The organism is Glycomyces sp. NRRL B-16210 (assembly GCF_000719515.1).
Lineage (GTDB): Bacteria > Actinomycetota > Actinomycetes > Mycobacteriales > Micromonosporaceae > Glycomyces.
In genome coordinates, this window is sequence record NZ_JOGR01000010.1 from 322,959 (window position 1) to 343,138 (window position 20,180).

Here is a 20,180-nt window from a genome sequence, read left to right on the forward strand (position 1 = left end):
CGCTGGTCTAGATGGTTCTGAAGCCAGAAGTCAGCCACGACCTGTAATACTGGGGCTACGACCGTCCTGGCAGCTCCACAAGCCGCCATCTAATCACTCACTGCCACCGCCAGGGCGATTCACGACTACCATGATGCGTAAGAGACACACCCCCCAAGTAACCTGACAACTTTAGAACCGACAGTGAAGGCATGCTTTGATGAATGTAGCCGCAGCCCAACGTATTGCGAAAGCCAACCGGTTGTTGAGCACAACGCTGGACCTCTCAGGATTGGATCTTCAGAGACTTCCTCCAGAGCTCGCGACCTTGACCAACCTGAGTCGCCTCTATCTCAGTGACAATCGGCTCACGACGCTTCCCGACTCGATCGGAAACCTCACCCAACTCACCCGCCTCTACGTTGAGGGCAATCAACTCACGACGCTTCCTGAATCAATCGGAAACCTCACCCAACTCACCCGCCTCTACCTCAATGGCAACCGGCTCACATCCTTTCCTGACAACATCACCAAACTCACGAACCTCGATCTCAGTAGCAATCGGCTCACAACACTTCCCGACTCCATTGGAAATCTCAACCGCCTCAACCGCCTCAACCTTGAGGGCAATCAACTCACGACGCTTCCTGAATCAATCGGAAACCTCACCCAACTCAACCAACTCAACCTTGACAACAATCGGCTCACGACGCTTCCTGAATCAATCGGAAACCTCACCCAACTCACCCGCCTCTACGTTGAGGGCAATCAACTCACGACGCTTCCTGAATCAATCGGAAACCTCACCCAACTCACAGATATCGATCTCAACGGCAATCATTTGGCCTCTGAAATCGCTGCGGCAGCCTCACGTGGGATCAGCGCCGTCCGAGATTTCTGCCGTGAATTGCAGACCGACGGAATGACCGTCCGGGAGACTAAACTCGTGCTCGTTGGGGAGGGAGCTGTCGGCAAGTCCTCGCTGCTTGCAGCAATGTTGGGAGAAGCTTTTGATGAAAAGCGCATCACGACCCATGGTGTGGAAGTCAAACCGCTCAACCTCTCTGCGGCAGACGATGATACGATCATTCTCAATGCATGGGATTTCGGCGGGCAGAAGCCCTACCGGCCGACGCATCAGTTTTTCTTCACTTCCCCCGCCATATACATCGTCGCATGGCATCCTCGCCACGGCGCAGATCAAGGTTGCATCGATGAGTGGATCAATCTCATACGCCACCGTATTGGCGACGAGGCGCGCATCCACATTGTCGCCACCCACAGCGACCCAAACGGACAGCCCGGAGACATCGACCGGCACCGACTCAACCGCGAACATGGCAAGTGCATCGCTGGCTACCACTGGATCGACAGCCGTACAGGCACGGGTATCCCCGAGGTCAAGGCCGCGATCACCGCGACCGCAAAGAGATTGCCACACCTCGAACGGCGGCTACCCGCCCGCTGGCGGCGTCTCATGGAAGAACTCAATTCCAGCAATACCAGCCATCTGAACTATGGCTCTTACCTCGAACACGCCGCCCGTCACGACATAGACGAGAGCTCTGCTCACTCACTCGCGTTGGTGGCCACCGAACTTGGGCACTGGTGCTTCTACCCGGATATTCCCGCTCTGCGCAGCCTAGTCGTGATCCAGGGCGACTGGCTCAGCCGCGCGGTCAGCTTTGTCATGGACGATCATGACACGAAGAGTGCAGGTGGTTTGATCCCCCACCAGCGGCTTAGTGCACTGTGGGATAACCCCGACCGTCCAGCCAGCGAACGCTATCCCGACTACCTGCACGAGGCTCTACGTGTACTTATGCGCGAGTACCAGATCGCCTATGATGTCCGCAATCCTGATTCCTCCGAACCTGTCAGTCTCATCTCCCAGCTTGTTCCCACCACTGAGCCCGACCTGGAAGTATGGGATTCGTACGGACAGCACTTGCCTCAGCAGACCTACATCATCAGATTCGTAGACGCCAACGACCGCACTGCCATCCCTCCAGGACTGATGAACCAGCTCATCACCTGGTATCACCGCTTCTCACTGGGACGCGATGACCACCACTTGAGTCTCCACTGGGCCCACGGTGTCGCACTCGATGACGGCTACAACGGTCGCGCTCTCATCCGGATCGATGGGACCCAAGTTACCGTCACCGTCAAGGCTGCCTCGCCAAACTACTTGTGCACCATGATTGCAAATGACATCTGCAAGTACCTCAGCGACTGGCAGGGGCTGACTCCGACAAGCCTCGTCTTGTGCGGCGATCGTTGCGTTACCCCAAGAGATCGAAGCTCAGGCACCGCGGCATTTGACCTATCCAAGCTTCAAGCTCGGCGGGCCCAAGGAAAGCTCGAAGCCGGCTGCGGCATCTGCTACGAGCAGATCCCTATCAATGCGCTCATCGGCGACGGCAACAGGATCCCAACTGACAACCCGTCACCAGAAAATGAACTCGCAGTGATAACTAGCCGACTCGATGGCATTCACCGCCACATCATCCAAGAAGGACTCGACACCAGACACCACCTCTCCAAAGAGATCAGCTCTGCTGCCTCCAAGCTCACGGGCGAACTGAGTGAGAGTCAGCAATCGTTGGTGGGACTGCTCTCTCGAATCTATGAAGAGCACCAGTACTTCCTGAAACTGTTCACCGACGAGGCCGTGAGCGGACCTCGCCTATTCACCATTGAGCAGGCTGAATCCGGCACCTGGCCAAGTAAACTTCTGAAGCGACGCTTTCGCATCAGACTTTGGTGCGAACACTCACAAGTGCCGGTATCACTTCTTGATCAGGACCCCAAGCGAGGGGTCTATACGGTCGAACTCAGCCGAGAATGGCTGGTCAACGCGCGGCCGTGGATTGCCGTCGCCACAAGGGTACTACGCCTCAGCGCCGATTTCGGTCCCGCACTTCTCAATCTTAGCTTCAACGACGAGCATGCGACGCTTTTCAAAGATCACCTCGACCTCGCAGAGGCCACAGTCAAAGAACTCACCTCAATTGGGGATGACCTGCTTGTTGGAGCTGAATCCTCCACCCTTCTACTATCCGCCCAGACCATGACCTCACGTGGCCAACTCAAGTCCCTGCATCAACTCCTCGAGGAGAAGGACCCCAACTTCGCAGGTTTGAAACGCGTCCGCGACCGCGACCGTTTCCTCTGGGTCCATCCACGTTTCGCACATATATACGACTAAAGCTTCGGGAACTGAACCATCCTAATGTCAGCCAAGGCATCGGCAAAGTCGGACCATGTCGTTGTTCCTGCTGGTGAAGGCCGCAGCAAAGGCAATAGTCCTTCGTTGAAGCGATGGATTATGGCTGTCATCCGAGAGACAGCCGCTGCAGGCGGGTTAATAGCCCATTTACCTGGGGTTTCGAGAGTAAATAGGCGAGGGCAAGGTCAGCGCTACTGGGATCAAACCAATAGCAGACTTGTCGGGGGTCGACTGCAGCGAAGCTCCAGGTCGCACCACGTTTATCGCTGGTTACTCCTCACTCACCTCAACCACTTGCACCTGCGACGGCACCCGAAGCCTCGATCGGACTCCAAGATGGCCCGCCAGCACCCCTGGATCCTCACCTCACCGGAGGCCCCGGACCGAGGCCACTCTCAAACACGCGCCGCGATTCGCGCAGCCAATTCATTCCCATCGTTGTTGTATACTGACTGAAGCAAGAATCCCCCTGACTTGCAATAAATACCCAGCTTATATGGGTGAGGGTTAGCTACATAGCCCGCCCGGGCTACGATTTATAACCCCAGCTCAGGGGTATCAGACCGCCGTTCACCAGCAATAACGCTGACAAGCGGCGGTCGTTCGTTGGGCGGCTGTGTGCTGCCAATAGCGGCCGTAGGCAGTTTTCCGTGGATGCATGGTGGATGCATATCCGGGAACCGGCCGAGCCCGCGAGCCGGGAACGGCGATCCGATCGGCACGAAGTGCAGGCCGAGTCTCGCCAACGAACGCGCAGAACCAGCGCCGCACTCGAAAACTTGCGCCGTTGGGGTCAAGAAACGGACGCTAGCACCTCAAGTCGACTTGGAGGGCGTTCCTGCCCGATTCAGTTGCCATTTCCGCAGGTAGATTCATCCGAGCCTGGACAACGTGGGTCACCGCCGGTCAGCCAAAGTCACTGCTTTCCGGACCTAATGGCTGGCTTTTGACTGGCACATTGTGTCTACATTGATCGCTGATGCAGAACAATTCACGAACCGGATCCCAAGATCCCGCCCCCTTCCCCTAGGCAACGTCATAGTTGCCGACCAAGCCGATTCAGGCGACGGCATGATCAGCGAACTACTCAAAATGGGATATTACAGTGCAGAATTCTTTGATTTGGAAACGGACGGAAAGTTCACATATCAGATAGAGCTTTCCCATCGAGACCTCAAGGAGATCCCTGACTTTCGATCCTCGATAGGACCGATTCTCAAATTGCACGGGATAGAAATCGACGAGTTCCGCTTCAGTTCTGATGGCGCTGGAGACGAGAATTACCCGTACTACTCAATTACATTAACCCCTAGCATGAGTTCCACTCTATCGGAAATCATCCAAGTGCATTCAATTCTTGCCATGCTCATCCGCTATCCAACACTGAGCCCTCGACCACTCCATGGCGCCCACTCCCTGGCCAGGGCCGGATTCACTCAGGCGCTAATCGGATGAACCGCCTCATTTTCCCGAGGATTGAGGGTCTGGACACCGCGATTCACGAAAAATCAGGTCGACAGGTTCTTTCGATATACGTTCCAGTGCAGCCAGCAACCTCTCGACCGTTTCTTGTCCGGGGGCAACGACGAGCGAAGGCAAGATTCGCAACTCTGCGTTCACCCTTCCTACACGGGTGGGTGAGCGAAAGTATGAAATCTCAATTGAAGAACTCCACGGCCTGACACGAAAAGGAATGCGGACCAACTGAGACATCCGGCTAAACGGGTAATATTCGCACTACTCGGGAGCATTGAAAAAATCACCTTGATCACACTCTCTTCGATGCCAGCGGTCGTGAGACGAGAACGCCGAACTTAACTCCGGCGCCGCTCGCTGGGCCTTCGGGGCCATCCGGGAGTAGGAGGCGAACTCACGGTCGTCGGGGATTATAGGCGGCGATGAGCGTGTCCAGCGTGAAGGTCATGGGTTCAGGCCATTTTCAGAGCGGCCGGTGTGCTGTTCGGACTCGGGGCAGTAGTACAGCTGGAGCGCGTACCCACGCCCGATCGTGACCTCGACCGGATCAGCGAAGCTCCATTCGGTGTGTGCTTCTTCCACAGGCTGCCAGCGCTCCTTCGTACCGCCGTCGAACTCTCCGGTGTCTGCGGTGAAGAGCGGCAGTTGTTCTGCGCCGCACTCGCAGGTCATCGGGTAGGGGTCGTAGATGCCCCAGTACATGCCGTGCCCCATGACCTTCCAACCTGGGGCGTGCGCGAACTCGCTGGAGTAGTCGGTGCCGTCGCTGCTCCGTTCCTCCCAGGCATCGATGTCGATCTTGATGTCGTCGGGCAGGGTGTGGAAGTTCGGGTATTCGGTGACGACCTCCGGGGACACGACACAGGGGTTGGGGATGTAGTGCTCAAGTCCCAGATCGGGCTGCGGCGGTACGGTAAGAACCCCCTTGACGGTCTCGCTCTTTCGCCAGAACACCTGAAATGCCGGGCAGTGCGGGGTGTCAGTCTCGGTGCCACTGTGGTCGCGCGGGCACCACAGGATTTGCAGCAGGTCGAACTTCTCCGGCCAGGGCAGGTCGGGCACATCCCGGTAGTACAGCTGCGCAACCGGGATCAGCGGCACCGGTGCGTCGGGGTCGAACTCAGGGTTCGCACCGCGCACCAGCTCGAGGGCGAACTCGGAAGCATGCCGCATCCGAGTAGCGAAGTCGACCCTGCCGTGCCGGCCGTGCGACCAATCCCATCGGTTGGCTTCGTACCGGCCTTTGAGCGCGGGTGCGAACGGTTCAATGATGGTGTCCTCGTGCGCAAGCCGACACACGGGCCAAGGCTCCTCGGTCGGCCACAGGAGCGGACCGCCGACTGAGGACTGCTCGATCCCAGGGGCGCCCTGCCGCGGATGCAGTCGCACCGCCGGTCTCCCAAGGGTGGCGAGTGCTGGAACGGCTTTGAGAATGTCATGCGGACGCTGCGGCGTAGTAAGAGTCATGAGACGTGTTTCTACTGGAGAGGAAGAGGAGGAAGCTCGACGATACCGGCAAGGTATGACAGCGACACGCGCCCAGGACATCGGCAACGGGCGGAACCACCCGCCACGGGATCGGGCGAGCCGACCGCCGACCAGTTCTCCATCGGCGGGTCGCTGCCGCCCAGTCGATTTCCGCAAGCGACCATCGCTCCCCGTGGCCGCATCCCCCAGGCGATCGTCGACGAGTACAACGCCACCCGCGACTAACGCGGGATCGGCGCCCGAGTCGCGATTCCTGGTCCTCATCCACCGGGGCAGGTCCGGTCGGAACCGCTGATGGGAACGCAGTGGTCGTTCCCGGGCTCCTCGACCTCGATCGGCGGCGGATCGAACAAGTCCCGGATGCCTTCCTGGGCGCCCATCCAGCAGGTGAGGACGACCGCAAGGACCAAGTAGACCGTGGCGGTCTTCCAATAGCGGACAATCGCTGCGTACACCGCGATGACCAACGGCCCTGCGGCCGTGATGATGAGAGCGGCACGGTCCTTCGCGTCGAACGCCCGCTGTTCGGCTTCGGTGAGCGGCACGCCGGTCAGGTTCGACCAGTCGAGACCTTCCGACATCAGGACGAACCAGATCACGATTGGCCACGCTATCGTCGCGATCAAGATGATGAAGCCATGCCACGGTGTCCGGGGCTTCGGAGTGCTCGGCGCAGAGGTGTTCATGTCTCGATTGTTCCGGCCGCGTCAAATGCCGGATTGGACAAAACAGGCGCCGATTGTAGGTCTCCTACGGGATCCCGCCGAGCATCGGGCGAAATGCCGAGAATATTTCTCGGATTCCTCCAGCAGCCTGCGACCACCGGCAGACTGGGTTCGAGTCTCGTGCCCCTCACATCGATCCAGCAGCACCGCAGGGAAATCCTGTGCGAGATCATGGTGGCATGAGCGAAGCGACACCTGAAGGGGTGCAGTCCCCGATGATCCTCTCGATCGAGTGGGGGCGGATGGAGATCGCCCGCCTTGGCGTTGGCAAGGACTTTATGCTGTATCCGGGTGGAGGCAAGCCTTGGGACTGGCGGGAGTCGGGCACCGAGCACGACCCCGGCATCCAGCCCTCCGACGTCCAGTACCTGATCGACCGCGGCGCCGAGCTGATCGTCCTCTCCCTCGGCATGGAACGACGCCTCCGGATCGACCCGGCCACCATCGAACTGCTTGAACGCCTTGATATCCCGTACCGGGCTGCCGAGACCTCCGAGGCCGTGGCACTGTACAACGAATCCATCCCATCGGTCCAAGTTGGTGGTCTCTTCCATTCGACCTGTTGAGGGTGCGGGCGTGGATCTTCGGTCGCTGACAGAACGCCGGCCCCCGTGGGTCGTCTTCACCCGTACTGATGATCCCTGGCTGGAAGCCGAAGCAGAACACCTGCAATCCGCAGGCGGCCACGTCATCCGCTTCGACGGTCGCAGGCTCCTTGAGCCGTCCCAGGTCTTCAGCGCTTTCGACGAGGCAATGTCGTTGCCCGACTATTTCGGCAGGAACTGGGACGCACTGGCTGACTGCCTCCACGACTGGCATGCGCATGGATTCGGATCGAAAGAAGTCGCGATCCTCATCGACCATGCCGACGAGCTGGCTAGCAAGGCCTTCCTCGGCACCTTTGTCGCAGTCCTCTGCCAGGCAGCCTGGCAGGCCAACCTCCGACTTGACAGCGACGGAAACCCGGACGAACACCTGCAGCCCTTCACCATGCACACCGTCTTCCTCCTCGACATCCACTCCCCCGCCACCCTCACCGAAATTGTTGGCAGCACCCGCGACGTCGAGACGACTGTGCGCCACGGTCGGCTGCTCGCCTCACTCGACGCAACAGCATGGCCGAGCACCGCCCGAGATGACCGCTGACATCGCTCATCTCATCAGCCACGCAGGCGTCATCATGGTTACCCGTGGTCACTCGCCACCTGACCACCCAACCCCACCCTTCGCTCCCGGGGCGGTGGCTGCGAAGACCGAACAGTCTCCACAGCCATCAGGACTGCGAACTTCAACCCGCGAGCCCTCAGAAGGAGAGTTTGTCGGGCTTGTTTGGTGCGGCTTTGTCAGGGGTGCATGTTGGTTTGCGCCCATTTTTTGAAGGTGGTCAGCGGGACGCCTAGGTCGCTGGCGAATTGCGGGCGGGCCGGCTGGCCGGCTTCATTGAGCCATTCGAGCGAGGCGCCCATCGGGGGCATGCCCGCTTCCAGGGCTTCTTGGACGGTCATGTCCGGTGCGGGGAGATGTTTGTCGAGTGCGTGGGAGAGGGTCTGCGCGATCTCGGTCATGGACAGGTAGTCACTGGCCAGTTCCAGTTCGATGCCGTTGAACCGTTCGGGTTCGGCGACGGCTGCTGCGGCGGCTGTGCCGATGTCGTCCACCGCGACGAGGGACAGTCGGGTCTCGGGTTTCAGGACGGCCACGATGCCGCCTTCGATGCCGCGCGGGAGGAGGTAGGCCATGGACGGCAGGAAGTTCTCCATGAAGAAGCCCGGTTTGAGCAGTGTCCAGTGGGGAAAGCCGGCGGCGCGGACGCGGTCCTGGATCGCGCTCTTGGCGTTGAAGGAGGGTTCGACGGCCCAACGGCCTTCGGCCCAGCCGGGGGTCTCGGTGTGCCGGCCGGCGCCGGTCACGGAGGTGTGCACGAACTGCGGGACCCCGGCGGCCTTCGCGGCCTCGACGAGGTTGACGCCTTGGGCGACTTCGCCGTCGAAATCGATGCCGTCCTCGGTGAAGGCGGGCATCTGCACGGAGAAGACGGCGCGGGCGCCCTCGGCGGCCTTGATCAGTGAGTCGCGGTCATGGAGGTCGCCGGTGACGAGTTCGGCGCCGAGCGCTTCGACGGCCTTGGCGCGGTCGGTTGCGGGGTCGCGGACCAGGGCGCGGACGGGGACGCCCGCCGCGAGCAGGGATCGGGCGGTGGCGCCGCCCTGCCTGCCGGTGGCTCCGGTGACCAGGACGGGTGCTGTTGCGGACATGTTGCTCCTCGGGTCATCTAAATGGCGGGGTCCGCCGTTTAGCTTCACGCTACAATACGGCGGGCCCCGCCATTTAGCCGACCGGAGGTGTCGTATGCCCGTCGAACAGCGCGCCGACGCCCGGCGCAACCACGCCCGCATCCTCGCCGTGGCCGAGGAGGAGGTCGCCGCCCACGGCGCCGACGCGTCCATGGAGCGGATCGCCCGTATCGCGGGGGTCGGCTCGGCCACCGTGCGCCGGCACTTCCCGAGCCGCCGCGCGCTGCTCGAAGCGGTCTCGCAGAGCCGGATCGAGGCGCTCTGCGACCGGGCCCGCGAACTGGCCGCCGATGACGACGGCCGCAGCGCGCTGCTGGACTGGCTCGGCGAGGTGGTCGCCTACTCGGCCGCCGCTCGGGGACTGGCGGCCGTGCTGGCGCCTGAGGGGGCGGGGCCCGATTCGGCGCCGGTGGACGGCTGCTCGCGGAAACTGGCGGTGGTGGCGGAGCCGCTGCTGCGACGAGCGGTGAGTGAGGGCGCGGTGGACGAGAGCGTCACCTTCGCCGATCTGATGAGCCTCATCGTCGGCATCGCCTTGGCGACGGAGCACGATCCCGATCCCGCGGCCCGCGCCGACCGGCTGTTCCGACTGGCCGTGGGCGGGTTGAGCCCGAAGTCCTGAGCGCGGCGTCGCCACCGAAGTCGACCTCAGGTGTCCACGAGGGCGTCGAGGCGGTCCCTCGCTTCGGCGGGGGCGGCGGCGTGGTCGTCCATGTCCGCCCACGGATCGCGTTTCTGGGCGAGGCGCCTGCGGATCGCGGCCGCGGTGAAGCCGTCCGGCGTCGCGCGCCCCAGTTCGCCCCAGTCGAGCGGGGTGGCGACGGCGGCGCCAGGACGGGACCGCAGCGAGTACGGCGCGATGAAGGTCTGGGAGCGGCCGTTGCGGTTGACGTCGAGGAAGATCCGGTCGCCGCGGCGGTTCTTGCGATGCGCCGTGGTGAGCCGGTCGGGGTCGTCGGCGGCCAGGCGCGCGGCGAGGTCGCCGGCCAGGCGGCGCACGAAAGCGAACTCCGAGCTGCGGTCCAGCGGCGCGACCACGTGGAAGCCCCGCCCGCCGGTGGCCTGCACGAACGGCGTCAGGCCGAGTTCGGCGTAGAGGTCGCGGACGCGTCTGGCGACCGAGCGGAGCGTGGCGACCGCGACGCCCTCGGGCGGGTCGATGTCCATCACGAGCCGGTCGGGGTGGTCGATCCGGTCGGCGGTCGCGGTCTGGATGTGGAACTCGATCGTGGCGAGGTTCGCGAGGTACAGGAGCGTCGGGGCGTCGTCGCACACGGCGTACCGGTTGGCGCCCTCGCTGTGCCGGTGCGGGACCTCGACGGTGCGGATCCAGTCGGGGAGGCGGTCGCCGACGTCCTTCTGGAAGAACCCGTCGGCGCCGATCCCGTGCGGGAAGCGGCGCAGCGTCAGCGCCCGCCCGGCCAGGTGCGGGACCATCGCGTCGGCGACGGTGAGGTAGTGGACGAGCAGGTCGTCCTTGCTGAACCGGTCCTCGGGGAACAGCTCCTTGTCGAGGCTCGACAGGGAGATGTCGCGCCCGGCCAGGTGGATCGTCGCCATGTCAGGCCGCCTCCCGGACCACGTCGGACGCGGCCTTGTCGGTGCGCTCGCCCTGGTAGCGGGGGTGGCGCAGCATGCCGCCGGCGGTCCATTCGGTGAAGCCGACCTGCACGACCAGTTCGGGCCGGACCCAGTGCGCGGGCTCGCTGACCGGGTCGGCGAACGGGCTCGCGTCCTGCGACAGGGCGTCCATGCGCTCGCGCAGGCCCCGCAGGGTGCGGTCGTCGTAGCCGGTGCCGACCTTGCCGGCGTAGCGCAGCGGCCCCGCGCCGTCGTGGTAGCCCACGAGCAGCGCCCCGAACCCGGTGCGCGCCCCTTGCGGGTCGGTGAAGCCGCCGACGACGAACTCCTGGCCGTGCGCGCATTTGAACTTGAGCCAGTCCTTCGTGCGCCCGGGCCGGTAGCGGGAGGCGGCGCGTTTGGCGATGACGCCCTCCCAGCCGCGCTCGCAGGCCAGGTCGAAGTAGGCCTCGCCTTCGGCGTTGCGGTGCGCGGAGTACCGCAGCGGGTCCTGGAAGTCGAACGCGCGGCGCAGGAGCCGCTTGCGGTCGCGCAGCGGCAGGCGGGTCAGGTCCTCGCCTTCGACGGAGGTCAGGTCGAACAGGTAGTAGTGGACGGCGACGCCCGTGTCCGCGATCTCGGTGGCGTCGGTGAGGTGCAGGCGCTCTTGCAGGCGGGCGAAGCTCGTCTGCTGGCCGTCGAAGGCGACGATCTCGCCGTCGGCGGCGAAGCGGGGCCCGCCGAGATCGCCGAGCGCCTCGATGAGCTCGGGGAAGCTCGCGTCGATCCGGTTGCCGCGCCTCGAACGCAACCGGGGCGCGCCTCCGTCGCGGGTGGCGACGGCGCGCATGCCGTCGAGCTTGCGTTCGAAGATCCAGTCGGCGCTGGAGAAGCGGCGCTCGGTGAGCGTCGCGAGCATCGGCTGATCGAACCCGGTCACGGCGCCAGGTCCTTGTTGGTGCGCCCCGAGAGCACGGATTCGAGCCGGGTCTTGGCGGGCTTGCGGCGCCGGTCGGCGCCCTCGTCGTCGATCTTGACCAGCAGCCAGTCCTCGCCTTCGCCCATGCGCGACAATGCGAAGGCGCCGGTGAGCTTCTCGCCTTCGAGACGGACCTTGAGGTGGCCGTGGGCCAGGGCGTCGGACATCGGGACGGCCCGTCCGCGCTTCTCGGTGAGGTTGCGGTAGGTGCCGGCGTCCCAGACGATGACGGTGCCGGCCCCGTACTCGCCTTCGGGGATGCGGCCCTCGAACGCGGCGTAGTCGAGGGGGTGGTCCTCGGTCCGGACGGCGAGGCGCTTGTAATCGGGGTTGAGCGAGGGCCCCTTCGGCACGGCCCAGGAGACGAGCACGCCGCCGATCTGGAGCCGGAAGTCGAAGTGCAGCCGGGAGGCCTCGTGGCGCTGGACCACGAACCGGTCGCCCGAGCCGCGGCGCCCGCCCGCGGGCTCGCCGGACTTCGACAGGTCCCGCTTCGACCGGTATTCCTCGAGTCCGCCGCCCCGTGCCATGCGCCGGAGATACCCGCTCAGAGACTCGGGCAAACGGGCGGAGGTGCCGGGTGAGCAGGCGCGACGCCGTTCGCGGGGCGCGTGAACGGGCTCGGCCCGGTCGTGTGTGTCCACGTCCTGAGCGTAGGACCTGAACACGAAGAAAGATCACTCATCGCGCATGATCGACTACCCGTGGTGTCATGCTGAGGACATGCCAGGGGGGATTTGGAACGGATCGATCGCGTTCGGGCTGGTGAGTATCCCGGTCAAGCTGCACACCGCGACGAGCAGCCACGATCCGTCGCTGCACCAGTACCACGCGGCCGACGCGGGCCGCATCCGCTACTGGAAGGTCTGCGAGATCGATGAGGAGGTCGTGCCTCCCGAGGAGATCGTCAAGGGCGTCGAAGTCGACGACGAGGTGGTGCTCCTGGACGACGACGACCTCGCGGACCTGCCGGTGAGCTCGTCGAAGACCGCGGAGGTGGTGGAGTTCGTGCCGGTCGAGCAGATCGACCCGATCCACTACGAGAAGTCGTACTACGCCGAGCCGGGCAAGGCCGCGGGCAAGCCGTACGTGCTGCTGCGCGAGGCGCTCGCCGAGTCCGGGAAGATCGCCATCGTCCGGATCACGCTGCGGCGCAGGGAGAGCCTGGCCGCGCTGCGGCCCCGCGGCGACCTGCTCATCGTGCACACGATGCTGTGGCCCGACGAGATCCGCGAACCGCAGTTCAGCGGCGCCGGCGGCGAGGCGAAGCGGCAGGAGCTGGCGATGGCCGGGACGCTCATCGAGTCCATGTCGGCCGACTTCCACCCCGAGAAGTACAGCGACGCCTACCAGGAGGCCCTGGAGGACCTGATCGCGGACAAGCGGGACGGGCGCCGCACGGCCGCCAAGAAGCCGAAGGACGAGCCGAAGGCGAAGGTCATCAACCTCATGGACGCCCTCCAGAAGAGCGTCGACGCGAAGGGCGCCAAAGGCGGACGCTCGGCGAAGAAAACGGCCAAGAAGACCGCCGCGAAGAAGACCGCGGCGAAGAAGTCGACCAGGAAGAAGACCGCGGCGAAACGCAAGAGCGCCTAAGGGTTCTGCGGACACTCCCTAGCTCTTTGGAGGGGAATCCGGCACCGGCGGCCACCGATTGCCCGACAATGGGGCATGGCCGGTGAGTCGGGGGTGCAGGCGATCCTGCGGGAGCGGTATCCGCTGCCGCAGTGGGTGGTCGACTCCCCGTTCAAGCAGGAGCTCACGCTCACCGTGGCCGAGGCGATCGGCGCGGCGACCGGGCGCTGGCCCGAATTCGAGGGGCCGGGGGCCCAGCTCGACTACGCCGGGCACGTCACGCGCGCCGTCCTCGACGCGATCGGTCCGCTGCTGGCATGGCTGGACGAGAGCCCCACCGACGGGTACAGCTACCCGGGCGACCCTCTGGTCTCCTACATCTCGCAACTGGCGCTGACGCGCCCGCGCGAGGCCGCCGACACCGGGCGGTACCGGGAGCTGCTGCGGCTCTACGGCCGGTACCTGACGCAGCAGGCGCTGCGCTTCGAACCGCCCGCGGGCTGAAGGCCCCGGGCACCGCGGCCCCGAGCAGGCGTGTGGTGAATGGAACGGGTGTGAGCGGGTAGACCTACATTCCTCCATCCAACGGAAAGGGAGGCCGGAAATGACGCAATCTCATGCGAAAGCCACGCAGGGGCGCACGACCGCGCAGATAGTGACGATGGTGGTCGCATTCGTCTTCGTGCTGGTCGGCCTGCTCGGGTTCGTCCCCGGCATCACCACCGACTTCGACTCGATGACGTTCGCGGGCCACCACTCGGACGCGAAGCTGCTCGGCATATTCGAGGTCTCGGTCCTGCACAACATCGTGCACCTGCTGTTCGGCGTGGTCGGCCTCCTCATGGCCCGCACGCTGGGCGGCTCGGTCACCTATCTCGTCATCGGCGGCGCGATCTATTTCGTGCTCTGGCTGTACGGGCTGTTCATCGACCTCGACTCGGCGGCGAACTTCGTCCCGTTCAACGATGCCGACAACTGGCTCCACCTGGTTCTGGCGGTCGGCATGATCGGTCTGGGGGCCGCGTTCTCGCGGCAGACCCGGCGCACCGTTCGCTGACACGTCCGAATCGACATCGCGGCCGACACGGCAGACCGTGTCGGCCGCGATCGTGCGGACGGTGTCTCAGTCGCGGCGCGGCAGCATCTCCTGCGCCTTGGTCTTGACGCCGCGCACGAGGACGCCCCAGGCGTTGCGGTCGCCCTTGATGAGCGACTCGGCCGTGGACTTGGCCTGGTCGAAGGTGGCGTGGGGCGGCAGGGGCGGCACGTCGGGATCGCAGTGCACGTCGATCAGGACCGGCCGCTGAGCGGCGAACGCGAGGTCCCACGCGTCGCCCAGTGCGGCCGGGTCGGTGACCGTGACGGCCTCGAAGCCCATGAGGCGCGCGAGATCGGCGTACGAGACGACCGGCAGGTCCTGGGAGGGCTCGAACTTCGGCACGCCGCCCATCGCACGCAGCTCCCAGGTGACCATGTTGAGGTCGCCGTTGTTGAACACGCACACGACGAACCGCTGGTCCTCCCACCGGTCGCGGTAGTGCACGGCGGTCATGAGCTCGGCGAGCCCGTTCATCTGCATCGCGCCGTCGCCGACGAGGGCGACGACGGGCCTGTCGGGATGGGCGAACTTGGCGCCGATCGCGTACGGGACGGCGCACCCCATCGTGGCGAGCGTGCCCGAGACCGAGCAGCGCATCGTGCCGCGGACCTTGAGCAGCCGGGCGTACCAGGTGGTGGAGGAACCGGAGTCGGCGGTGACGATCGCGTCGTCGGGGACGCGCTCGGACAGCTCGTGGACCACGCGCATCGGGTTGACCGGAGCGGCCTCGACCATCGCCTGCCGTTCGAGGGTGTCCCACCAGGACGCGACGTTGTCCTCGACGGTGCCGCGCCACTCGGAGCGGTCGCGGTGCTCGAGCCGGGGCAGGAGCGCGGCGAGCGTGGCCTTCGCGTCGCCGACGAGGGTGGCCTCGATCGGGTAGCGCAGGCCGATCATCGACCCGTCGAGGTCGATCTGCACGGCGCGGGCCTGGTCGAAATCGGGCAGGAACTGGCTGTAGGGCATGTTGGAGCCGACGATGAGGAGCGTGTCGCAGTCGCGCATCAGCTCGTAGCTGGGTCGGGTGCCCAGCAGCCCGATCGAGCCGGTGACGTAGGGCAGGCCGTCGGGCAGGACGTCCTTGCCGAGGAGCGCCTTGGCGACGCCCGCGCCGGTCGCCTCGGCGACCTGCCGCAGCTCGTCGGCGGCGCCGCGGGCGCCCTGGCCGGCGAGGATCGCGATCTTCTCGCCGGCGTTGAGGATCGCCGCGGCGCGGTCGAGGTCGGCCTCGCCGGGCGTCGGCCGCGCCGTGCCGCTGGAGGGCGGCGAGGACGGCACCTGCTTGAACGCGTGCGAAGGCGCGGTGTACCGCTCCTCCTGCACGTCGGCGGGGATGATGAGGGCGGTCGGGACCCTGCGGTCGGCGGCGGTGCGGAAGGCCCGGTCGAGGGCGAACGGCAGCTGCTCGGAGACGTTGACCTCGATGAGGCACTCGGAGGCCACGTCCTTGAACAGCGACTGGAGGTCGACCTCCTGCTGGTAGGCGCCGCCCATGGCGCTGCGCGAGGTCTGCCCGATGATCGCGACGACCGGCACGTGGTCGAGCCTGGCGTCGTAGAGGCCATTGAGCAGGTGGATCGCGCCGGGACCGGAGGTCGCCAGGCACACCCCGGTGCGGCCGGAGAACTTGGCGTAGCCGACGGCCTGGAACGCCGACATCTCCTCGTGGCGGGACTGGATGAACCGCGGCCTGTCGTCGGCCTTGCCGAAGGCGGCGACCAGGCCGTTGATCCCGTCGCCGGGATAGCCGAAGACCTGCTCCACCCCCCATTCGCGCAGTCGCTGGAGCACGTGATCCGCTACCGTCGCGGCCATGGCGGGCCTCCCCCGTGTTGACGTGGTCGAACGATTGGACTACCCGGCGGCGCAGGCCGTAACCCCCGCCGGCGGCGGCGCGATCGCTTCTGCGGCTTCGGGGCATGGCCGGTCGCCCACCGGGTACTCCCCCGGCTCGCGACAGAGAGGGAAGCCATGTCAGATCGGCATTCGAACGGCGAGCAGCGGGACGAGGCGTCTGCGGACGACCTGCGGGAGGCGAAGGAGGACTACAAGGAGGGCGAGGACTTCGGTCTGACTCCGGAGGAGGCGCGTCGGGGGACGCCGGCCCAGCAGGAGATCGCCGAGGACGTTCCCGAGATCGAGGGCGACCAGGACGATCCCGTCCCGGGGGACCCGAGAAGGCCCGATCCGACGCGGCCGGACCCGAACGAACCCGATCCGACGCGGCCCGATCCGGGAGAACCGGACCCGACACGTCCGGACCCGGGCGAGCCCGATCCGACGCGGCCGTTCCCGGAGCCGACCCAGCCTGACCCGCTGCGGCCGTTCCCCGAGCCGACACGGCCCGATCCGACGCGGCCGCTCCCGGACGAGCCGGCCCCGCCTCGGCCTTGGTGACGGTGGCGGGCCTTCGCGTTCACACCCGCACGGGCGTGAACGCGAGGGCGAACGGGTTGAGCGTCGCCGCTTCGGGCCTGCCGGTCCGAAGCGGCGAGTCGGAGGCGAGCCGGTAGTCGGCTCGCCGCAGCAGTGCGGCCAGCGCGGTCGTGACGGTGAACAGCACGAGGTTGCGGCCGGGGCAGCGGGCCGGGCCGCCGCTGAAGGGGGTCATCGCGGGCTCGGCGTCGGCGCTCCCGTCCAGCCACGCCTGCGGCGTGAAGCGGTCGGCGTAGGGCAGGCGTTCGGGGTCGCGGTGGAACAGCGGCGTGTAGACCACGAACGAGGTCCCCTCCGGCAGTGCCTCGCCGCCCCAGTGCGTAGCGGCGGTGGCGTCGCGCAGGAGCAGCGGCGTGGTGGGCCACAGCCGCAGCGATTCGAGGACGCACGCGCGCAGGTACGGCAGTTCCGCGGGTCCTGAGGCGGTGGCCAGTTCGGTGCGGGCGCGGTCGCGGGGCCCGGGGTGGACGGCGAGGAGCGCCAGGGTTCGCATGAGGGTGAGCGCGGCGGCGTCATAGGCGAACAGCCAGTGCGCGACCTGGTCCTCCGGATGGACGCCGGGTTCGGCGCCGGCCGCCGGTCCGGCGAGGCTGGTCGGGTCGGCCGGTCCGAGGCGAGCCAGCAGCCGGGCGGCGAGTTCGGCGCGGGCGGGTTCGTTCCGCGGTTTGAGGTAGGCCCAGTTGGCGTCGCGTCGCAGCGCGTCCAGCAGGGCGGTGACGCCGCGGTCGTCGGCCGCGGCGTCGCCGAACACGACGCGGCGCACCAGCCGCGCCCAGACCGGCTCGAAGTCGGCCCACGCGAGGCGCCGCGAGCGGCGGACGGTTGCGGCGAGGCGTTCGGACTCGTCGTTGACCTTGTGCCACAGGGGTTCGGCGAGGTGGTGGAGCGGTCGGTCCTGGTCGAGGACCGCTTCGTTGAAGGCGCGGCGCCGTTCGCGGTCGTGGCCGCGCGAGAGCAGCGGGCCGTGGCGCTGGAAGCGTCCGAGCGCGGCGTGCTTCTCGACCGTGTCGGGCGTGAACGGGTCGGGGGCGCCGTCGAGGAGTCGTCCGACGTCCTCGTGGTCGAGCAGGACCGCGATCGTCCGCTTCGGCACCGACAGCAGCAGCGGGCCGGGGCCGTGCTCGCCGCGGAGGCGGCGCAGCAGGTCGATCGCGGCGCGGTCGGTCTGGCAGCGCTCGGCGAGGGCCATCGCCTTCGGCCGGCGCTTGACGGCGCCGGTCGCGACGAGCGGGACGAGCACTTTCGCGGCGACGCCGAACGTCTCCCGCGCCCCTGGGCGCGAGGGCGCGCGGGTGCCTTCGAGGGTCCTGCCGCTTCGCGGGCTTTCCTCCATGATGTCCTCCTGCACCGGTCAGGACCTGCGGATACCCCTGTCGGCGGCACCGAAACGAGCCTCCGGGGCGCGCCGTCACGTGTGGGTCGCCCTGTTCCCGATCGCGTCGATCGTGCCCGATTGACAGCTCACAGTTATATTGAAATACTTGTATGTCTCCTGTCATTGACCTGATCGCTGCGATCGCGTCTTTGGGAGCGCTCCCGATCGGAGTCCGCCCGCAGACGCTCCCCTCGGCCACTCCTTCCATCGCCATTGGAGTCAACGATGTCCCGAGACCCTCTGCACGCCTATCCGATTCGGCGACGATCCGAGCGCCGTCCCAAGGGCCGCAAGGCCGCCGCCCTCACCGCCGCGCTGGCGCTCGCGGCCGGGGCCCTGTCGGCGCTCGGCGCGGCCGCCCCGGCGCGGGCTTCCGAGACCTGCCGGGCGCAGGTCGACTACACCGTCGTGAACGACTGGGGCTCGGGCTTCCAGGCCCAGGTCGACCTCCGCAACACCGGGACGACCGCCATCGGCGACTGGGTGGTCACCTTGACCTACCCCGAACCGGTCTCGGCGTCGACGCCCGGCCAGATCGGGATCGATCTGTACACGCTCAGGTTCGCGAACGACTCCTGGAACGGGTCGATCCCGCCGGGCGGCGCCACTTCGTTCTCGTTCAGCGCCACCGGCGGGGGCGGCCTCCCGCGGATCGCCATGAGCAGCGGCGGCGAGGACTGCGAGCTGGACGGCGGCGATGCGGCCGCGGCCGACAATCCCTTCGAGGGCGCCGACTTCTACGTCGATCCCGAGTGGTCGCAGCGGGCCCATCTGGGCGGGACTCCGGCCGAGGTCGCGAACCAGGGCACCGCGGTGTGGCTCGACAGCATCGCCTCCATCACGGGTTCGGGTGCGAACAACACCATGGGCCTGGCCGATCATCTGGACGAGGCGCTGGCGCAGCGGCATTCGGTCCCCAGCGGGGAGATCGTGGTCCAACTGGTGCTCTACAACGCGCCCGGCCGCGACTGCGCGGCGCTCGCCTCGGACGGGGAGCTCGGGCCCGGTGAGATCGACCGCTACAAGTACGAGTACGTCGACGCCATAGCGGAGATCGTCAGCCGGCCCGAATACGCCGAGCTGCGGATCGCCGCGGTCATCGAGCCGTTCTCCCTGGCCTACCTGCCCGGTCACACCGACCCTTGGCCGGGGGCGACGCAAGGATGCAACGAGGTCCTGGCGCTCGGCGGCTACCACCAGGCGATCGCCTACGCAGTCGCGACGCTCGCCGACGCGGGCGTGTACAACTACCTCGACACGGGAAGCCACACCGTCATCGGGTGGACCGACGTCAACCCGTCCTTCAGCTTCATGGAGATCGCGGTGCAGTTGTACGCCATGATCTTCGACTACGGCGCCGAACCCGGTGACGTCCACGGCATCGCGACGAACGTCGCCGACTACAGCCCGCTGGAGGAGCCGTTCTTCGACCACGGCGACGTCGTCTCCGGAGTCTGGGTCGGGCAGGTCCCCTGGATCGACTTCAACGACTACGTGGACGAGGAGCCCTTCGCGCTCGACTTCCGCGATCTGCTGGTCGCGGCCGGCTTCGACGCCGACCTCGGCGTCATCGTGGACACCTCCCGCAACGGCTGGGGCGGCCCGAACCGGCCCACCGAGACCAGTTCGAGCCCCGATCCGGTGACCTACGTGGACGAGTCCAGGATCGACCGCCGGGACAGCCGGCAGCACCGCTGCAACCAGGCGGGTTCCGGGATCGGCGAGCGCCCGCAGGCCGACCCCGGCAAGGATGCGGCCCTGCACGCCTACGCGTGGATCAAACCGCCCGGGGAGTCCGACGGCCCGATGGAGTGGGACGGCAAGGGCTTCGACCGGTATTGCAGTGCCGAGTACGGGGCGCTGGAAGACGGGCCGCCGCGCGGCGAGTGGTTCCAGCTCCACTTCGACCAGCTCCTGGCGAACGCCTGGCCGCCCCTGGATTAGGGGCGGCCGAAGCGGATC

18 protein-coding genes are annotated in these 20,180 nt (G+C 66.1%); 10 read left to right on the forward strand and 8 right to left on the reverse strand.

The window, feature by feature from the left end; translation table 11 throughout:
• Window positions 1-199 precede the first annotated feature (199 nt).
• Together IF12_RS25090 and IF12_RS25765 are read left to right on the forward strand one after the other, a co-directional pair.
• Window positions 200-3,190 (forward strand): COR domain-containing protein, encoded by a 2,991-nt coding sequence (locus IF12_RS25090; protein WP_133884327.1) that lies wholly within the window; start codon window positions 200-202, stop codon window positions 3,188-3,190.
• Window positions 3,191-4,171: 981 nt separating this feature from the next.
• On the forward strand, window positions 4,172-4,666 hold the full coding sequence (locus IF12_RS25765; RefSeq protein WP_133884328.1) for a hypothetical protein: 495 nt from the start codon (window positions 4,172-4,174) through the stop codon (window positions 4,664-4,666).
• Between the two features lie 465 nt (window positions 4,667-5,131).
• Here IF12_RS25765 and IF12_RS23200 read toward each other — a convergent pair whose 3' ends face one another.
• Window positions 5,132-6,076, reverse strand: coding sequence for a hypothetical protein (locus IF12_RS23200; RefSeq protein WP_133884329.1), 945 nt, complete (start codon window positions 6,074-6,076; stop codon window positions 5,132-5,134).
• Window positions 6,077-6,435: 359 nt separating this feature from the next.
• The gene (locus IF12_RS24275; protein ID WP_133884330.1) at window positions 6,436-6,861 is read right to left on the reverse strand and encodes a hypothetical protein; all 426 of its coding nucleotides are present in this window, start codon (window positions 6,859-6,861) and stop codon (window positions 6,436-6,438) included.
• A gap of 218 nt (window positions 6,862-7,079) precedes the next feature.
• Between IF12_RS24275 and IF12_RS0115655 the strand changes: the two genes are divergently transcribed.
• Together IF12_RS0115655 and IF12_RS24280 are read left to right on the forward strand one after the other, a co-directional pair.
• Entirely contained in the window at window positions 7,080-7,466 is a 387-nt protein-coding gene (locus IF12_RS0115655) for an MTH938/NDUFAF3 family protein (protein WP_030159948.1), read from the forward strand.
• Window positions 7,467-7,476: 10 nt separating this feature from the next.
• Window positions 7,477-8,046, forward strand: a complete 570-nt coding sequence (locus IF12_RS24280; protein WP_051704454.1) for a barstar family protein — start codon at window positions 7,477-7,479, stop codon at window positions 8,044-8,046.
• A gap of 197 nt (window positions 8,047-8,243) precedes the next feature.
• Here the strand turns inward: IF12_RS24280 and IF12_RS0115665 are convergent, their stop codons facing one another.
• Window positions 8,244-9,155, reverse strand: a complete 912-nt coding sequence (locus tag IF12_RS0115665; protein ID WP_030159952.1) for an NmrA/HSCARG family protein — start codon at window positions 9,153-9,155, stop codon at window positions 8,244-8,246.
• A gap of 94 nt (window positions 9,156-9,249) precedes the next feature.
• On the opposite strand from IF12_RS0115665, the gene IF12_RS0115670 reads away from it, so the two are divergent.
• On the forward strand, window positions 9,250-9,816 hold the full coding sequence (locus tag IF12_RS0115670; protein ID WP_030159955.1) for a TetR/AcrR family transcriptional regulator: 567 nt from the start codon (window positions 9,250-9,252) through the stop codon (window positions 9,814-9,816).
• A 26-nt stretch (window positions 9,817-9,842) separates the two neighbouring features.
• Here the strand turns inward: IF12_RS0115670 and ligD (IF12_RS0115675) are convergent, their stop codons facing one another.
• Genes ligD (IF12_RS0115675) through IF12_RS0115685 form a run of 3 tightly spaced genes read right to left on the reverse strand, consistent with a single transcriptional unit; the run spans window position 9,843 to window position 12,263 of the window.
• Window positions 9,843-10,754, reverse strand: a complete 912-nt coding sequence (gene ligD / locus IF12_RS0115675) for a non-homologous end-joining DNA ligase (RefSeq protein ID WP_030159957.1) — start codon at window positions 10,752-10,754, stop codon at window positions 9,843-9,845.
• Window position 10,755: 1 nt separating this feature from the next.
• The gene (ligD, locus tag IF12_RS0115680; protein ID WP_030159959.1) at window positions 10,756-11,673 is read right to left on the reverse strand and encodes a non-homologous end-joining DNA ligase; all 918 of its coding nucleotides are present in this window, start codon (window positions 11,671-11,673) and stop codon (window positions 10,756-10,758) included.
• 17 nt (window positions 11,674-11,690) lie between these two features.
• The gene (locus tag IF12_RS0115685) at window positions 11,691-12,263 is read right to left on the reverse strand and encodes a DNA polymerase ligase N-terminal domain-containing protein (RefSeq protein WP_030159961.1); all 573 of its coding nucleotides are present in this window, start codon (window positions 12,261-12,263) and stop codon (window positions 11,691-11,693) included.
• 193 nt (window positions 12,264-12,456) lie between these two features.
• Between IF12_RS0115685 and IF12_RS0115690 the strand changes: the two genes are divergently transcribed.
• The 3 genes from IF12_RS0115690 (at window position 12,457) to IF12_RS0115700 (ending at window position 14,365) form a co-directional block, all read left to right on the forward strand.
• Window positions 12,457-13,329, forward strand: a complete 873-nt coding sequence (locus tag IF12_RS0115690) for a Ku protein (protein WP_030159963.1) — start codon at window positions 12,457-12,459, stop codon at window positions 13,327-13,329.
• A gap of 75 nt (window positions 13,330-13,404) precedes the next feature.
• Window positions 13,405-13,812: a hypothetical protein gene (locus IF12_RS0115695; protein ID WP_030159965.1), complete on the forward strand. Its 408-nt coding sequence runs from the start codon at window positions 13,405-13,407 to the stop codon at window positions 13,810-13,812.
• 100 nt (window positions 13,813-13,912) lie between these two features.
• Window positions 13,913-14,365, forward strand: a complete 453-nt coding sequence (locus IF12_RS0115700; RefSeq protein ID WP_051704455.1) for a DUF4383 domain-containing protein — start codon at window positions 13,913-13,915, stop codon at window positions 14,363-14,365.
• A 66-nt stretch (window positions 14,366-14,431) separates the two neighbouring features.
• On the opposite strand, the gene IF12_RS0115705 is transcribed toward IF12_RS0115700, so the two are convergent.
• Window positions 14,432-16,222 carry a thiamine pyrophosphate-requiring protein gene (locus IF12_RS0115705; protein WP_030159969.1) on the reverse strand — a complete coding sequence of 597 codons (1,791 nt, stop codon included), beginning with the start codon at window positions 16,220-16,222 and terminating at the stop codon, window positions 14,432-14,434.
• Between the two features lie 156 nt (window positions 16,223-16,378).
• Between IF12_RS0115705 and IF12_RS0115710 the strand changes: the two genes are divergently transcribed.
• Window positions 16,379-16,804, forward strand: a complete 426-nt coding sequence (locus IF12_RS0115710; RefSeq protein WP_030159971.1) for a hypothetical protein — start codon at window positions 16,379-16,381, stop codon at window positions 16,802-16,804.
• 19 nt (window positions 16,805-16,823) lie between these two features.
• On the opposite strand, the gene IF12_RS0115715 is transcribed toward IF12_RS0115710, so the two are convergent.
• Complete coding sequence (locus IF12_RS0115715) at window positions 16,824-18,176, reverse strand: cytochrome P450 (protein ID WP_051704456.1); 1,353 nt, start codon at window positions 18,174-18,176, stop codon at window positions 16,824-16,826.
• A gap of 267 nt (window positions 18,177-18,443) precedes the next feature.
• Between IF12_RS0115715 and IF12_RS0115720 the strand changes: the two genes are divergently transcribed.
• Complete coding sequence (locus IF12_RS0115720; protein WP_051704457.1) at window positions 18,444-20,162, forward strand: glycoside hydrolase family 6 protein; 1,719 nt, start codon at window positions 18,444-18,446, stop codon at window positions 20,160-20,162.
• The last annotated feature ends 18 nt before the right edge of the window (window positions 20,163-20,180 follow it).

Bases quoted from the DNA above. Each gene is read 5' to 3' on its own strand.
- IF12_RS25090 (WP_133884327.1), top strand. From the start codon at position 200: ATGAATGTAGCCGCAGCCCAACGTATTGCGAAAGCCAACCGGTTGTTG.
- IF12_RS24275 (WP_133884330.1), bottom strand. From the start codon at position 6,861: ATGAACACCTCTGCGCCGAGCACTCCGAAGCCCCGGACACCGTGGCAT.
- IF12_RS0115655 (WP_030159948.1), top strand. From the start codon at position 7,080: ATGAGCGAAGCGACACCTGAAGGGGTGCAGTCCCCGATGATCCTCTCG.
- IF12_RS0115665 (WP_030159952.1), bottom strand. From the start codon at position 9,155: ATGTCCGCAACAGCACCCGTCCTGGTCACCGGAGCCACCGGCAGGCAG.
- IF12_RS0115670 (WP_030159955.1), top strand. From the start codon at position 9,250: ATGCCCGTCGAACAGCGCGCCGACGCCCGGCGCAACCACGCCCGCATC.
- ligD (WP_030159957.1), bottom strand. From the start codon at position 10,754: ATGGCGACGATCCACCTGGCCGGGCGCGACATCTCCCTGTCGAGCCTC.
- ligD (WP_030159959.1), bottom strand. From the start codon at position 11,673: ATGCTCGCGACGCTCACCGAGCGCCGCTTCTCCAGCGCCGACTGGATC.
- IF12_RS0115685 (WP_030159961.1), bottom strand. From the start codon at position 12,263: ATGGCACGGGGCGGCGGACTCGAGGAATACCGGTCGAAGCGGGACCTG.
- IF12_RS0115690 (WP_030159963.1), top strand. From the start codon at position 12,457: ATGCCAGGGGGGATTTGGAACGGATCGATCGCGTTCGGGCTGGTGAGT.
- IF12_RS0115695 (WP_030159965.1), top strand. From the start codon at position 13,405: ATGGCCGGTGAGTCGGGGGTGCAGGCGATCCTGCGGGAGCGGTATCCG.
- IF12_RS0115700 (WP_051704455.1), top strand. From the start codon at position 13,913: ATGACGCAATCTCATGCGAAAGCCACGCAGGGGCGCACGACCGCGCAG.
- IF12_RS0115705 (WP_030159969.1), bottom strand. From the start codon at position 16,222: ATGGCCGCGACGGTAGCGGATCACGTGCTCCAGCGACTGCGCGAATGG.
- IF12_RS0115710 (WP_030159971.1), top strand. From the start codon at position 16,379: ATGTCAGATCGGCATTCGAACGGCGAGCAGCGGGACGAGGCGTCTGCG.
- IF12_RS0115715 (WP_051704456.1), bottom strand. From the start codon at position 18,176: ATGGAGGAAAGCCCGCGAAGCGGCAGGACCCTCGAAGGCACCCGCGCG.
- IF12_RS0115720 (WP_051704457.1), top strand. From the start codon at position 18,444: ATGTCCCGAGACCCTCTGCACGCCTATCCGATTCGGCGACGATCCGAG.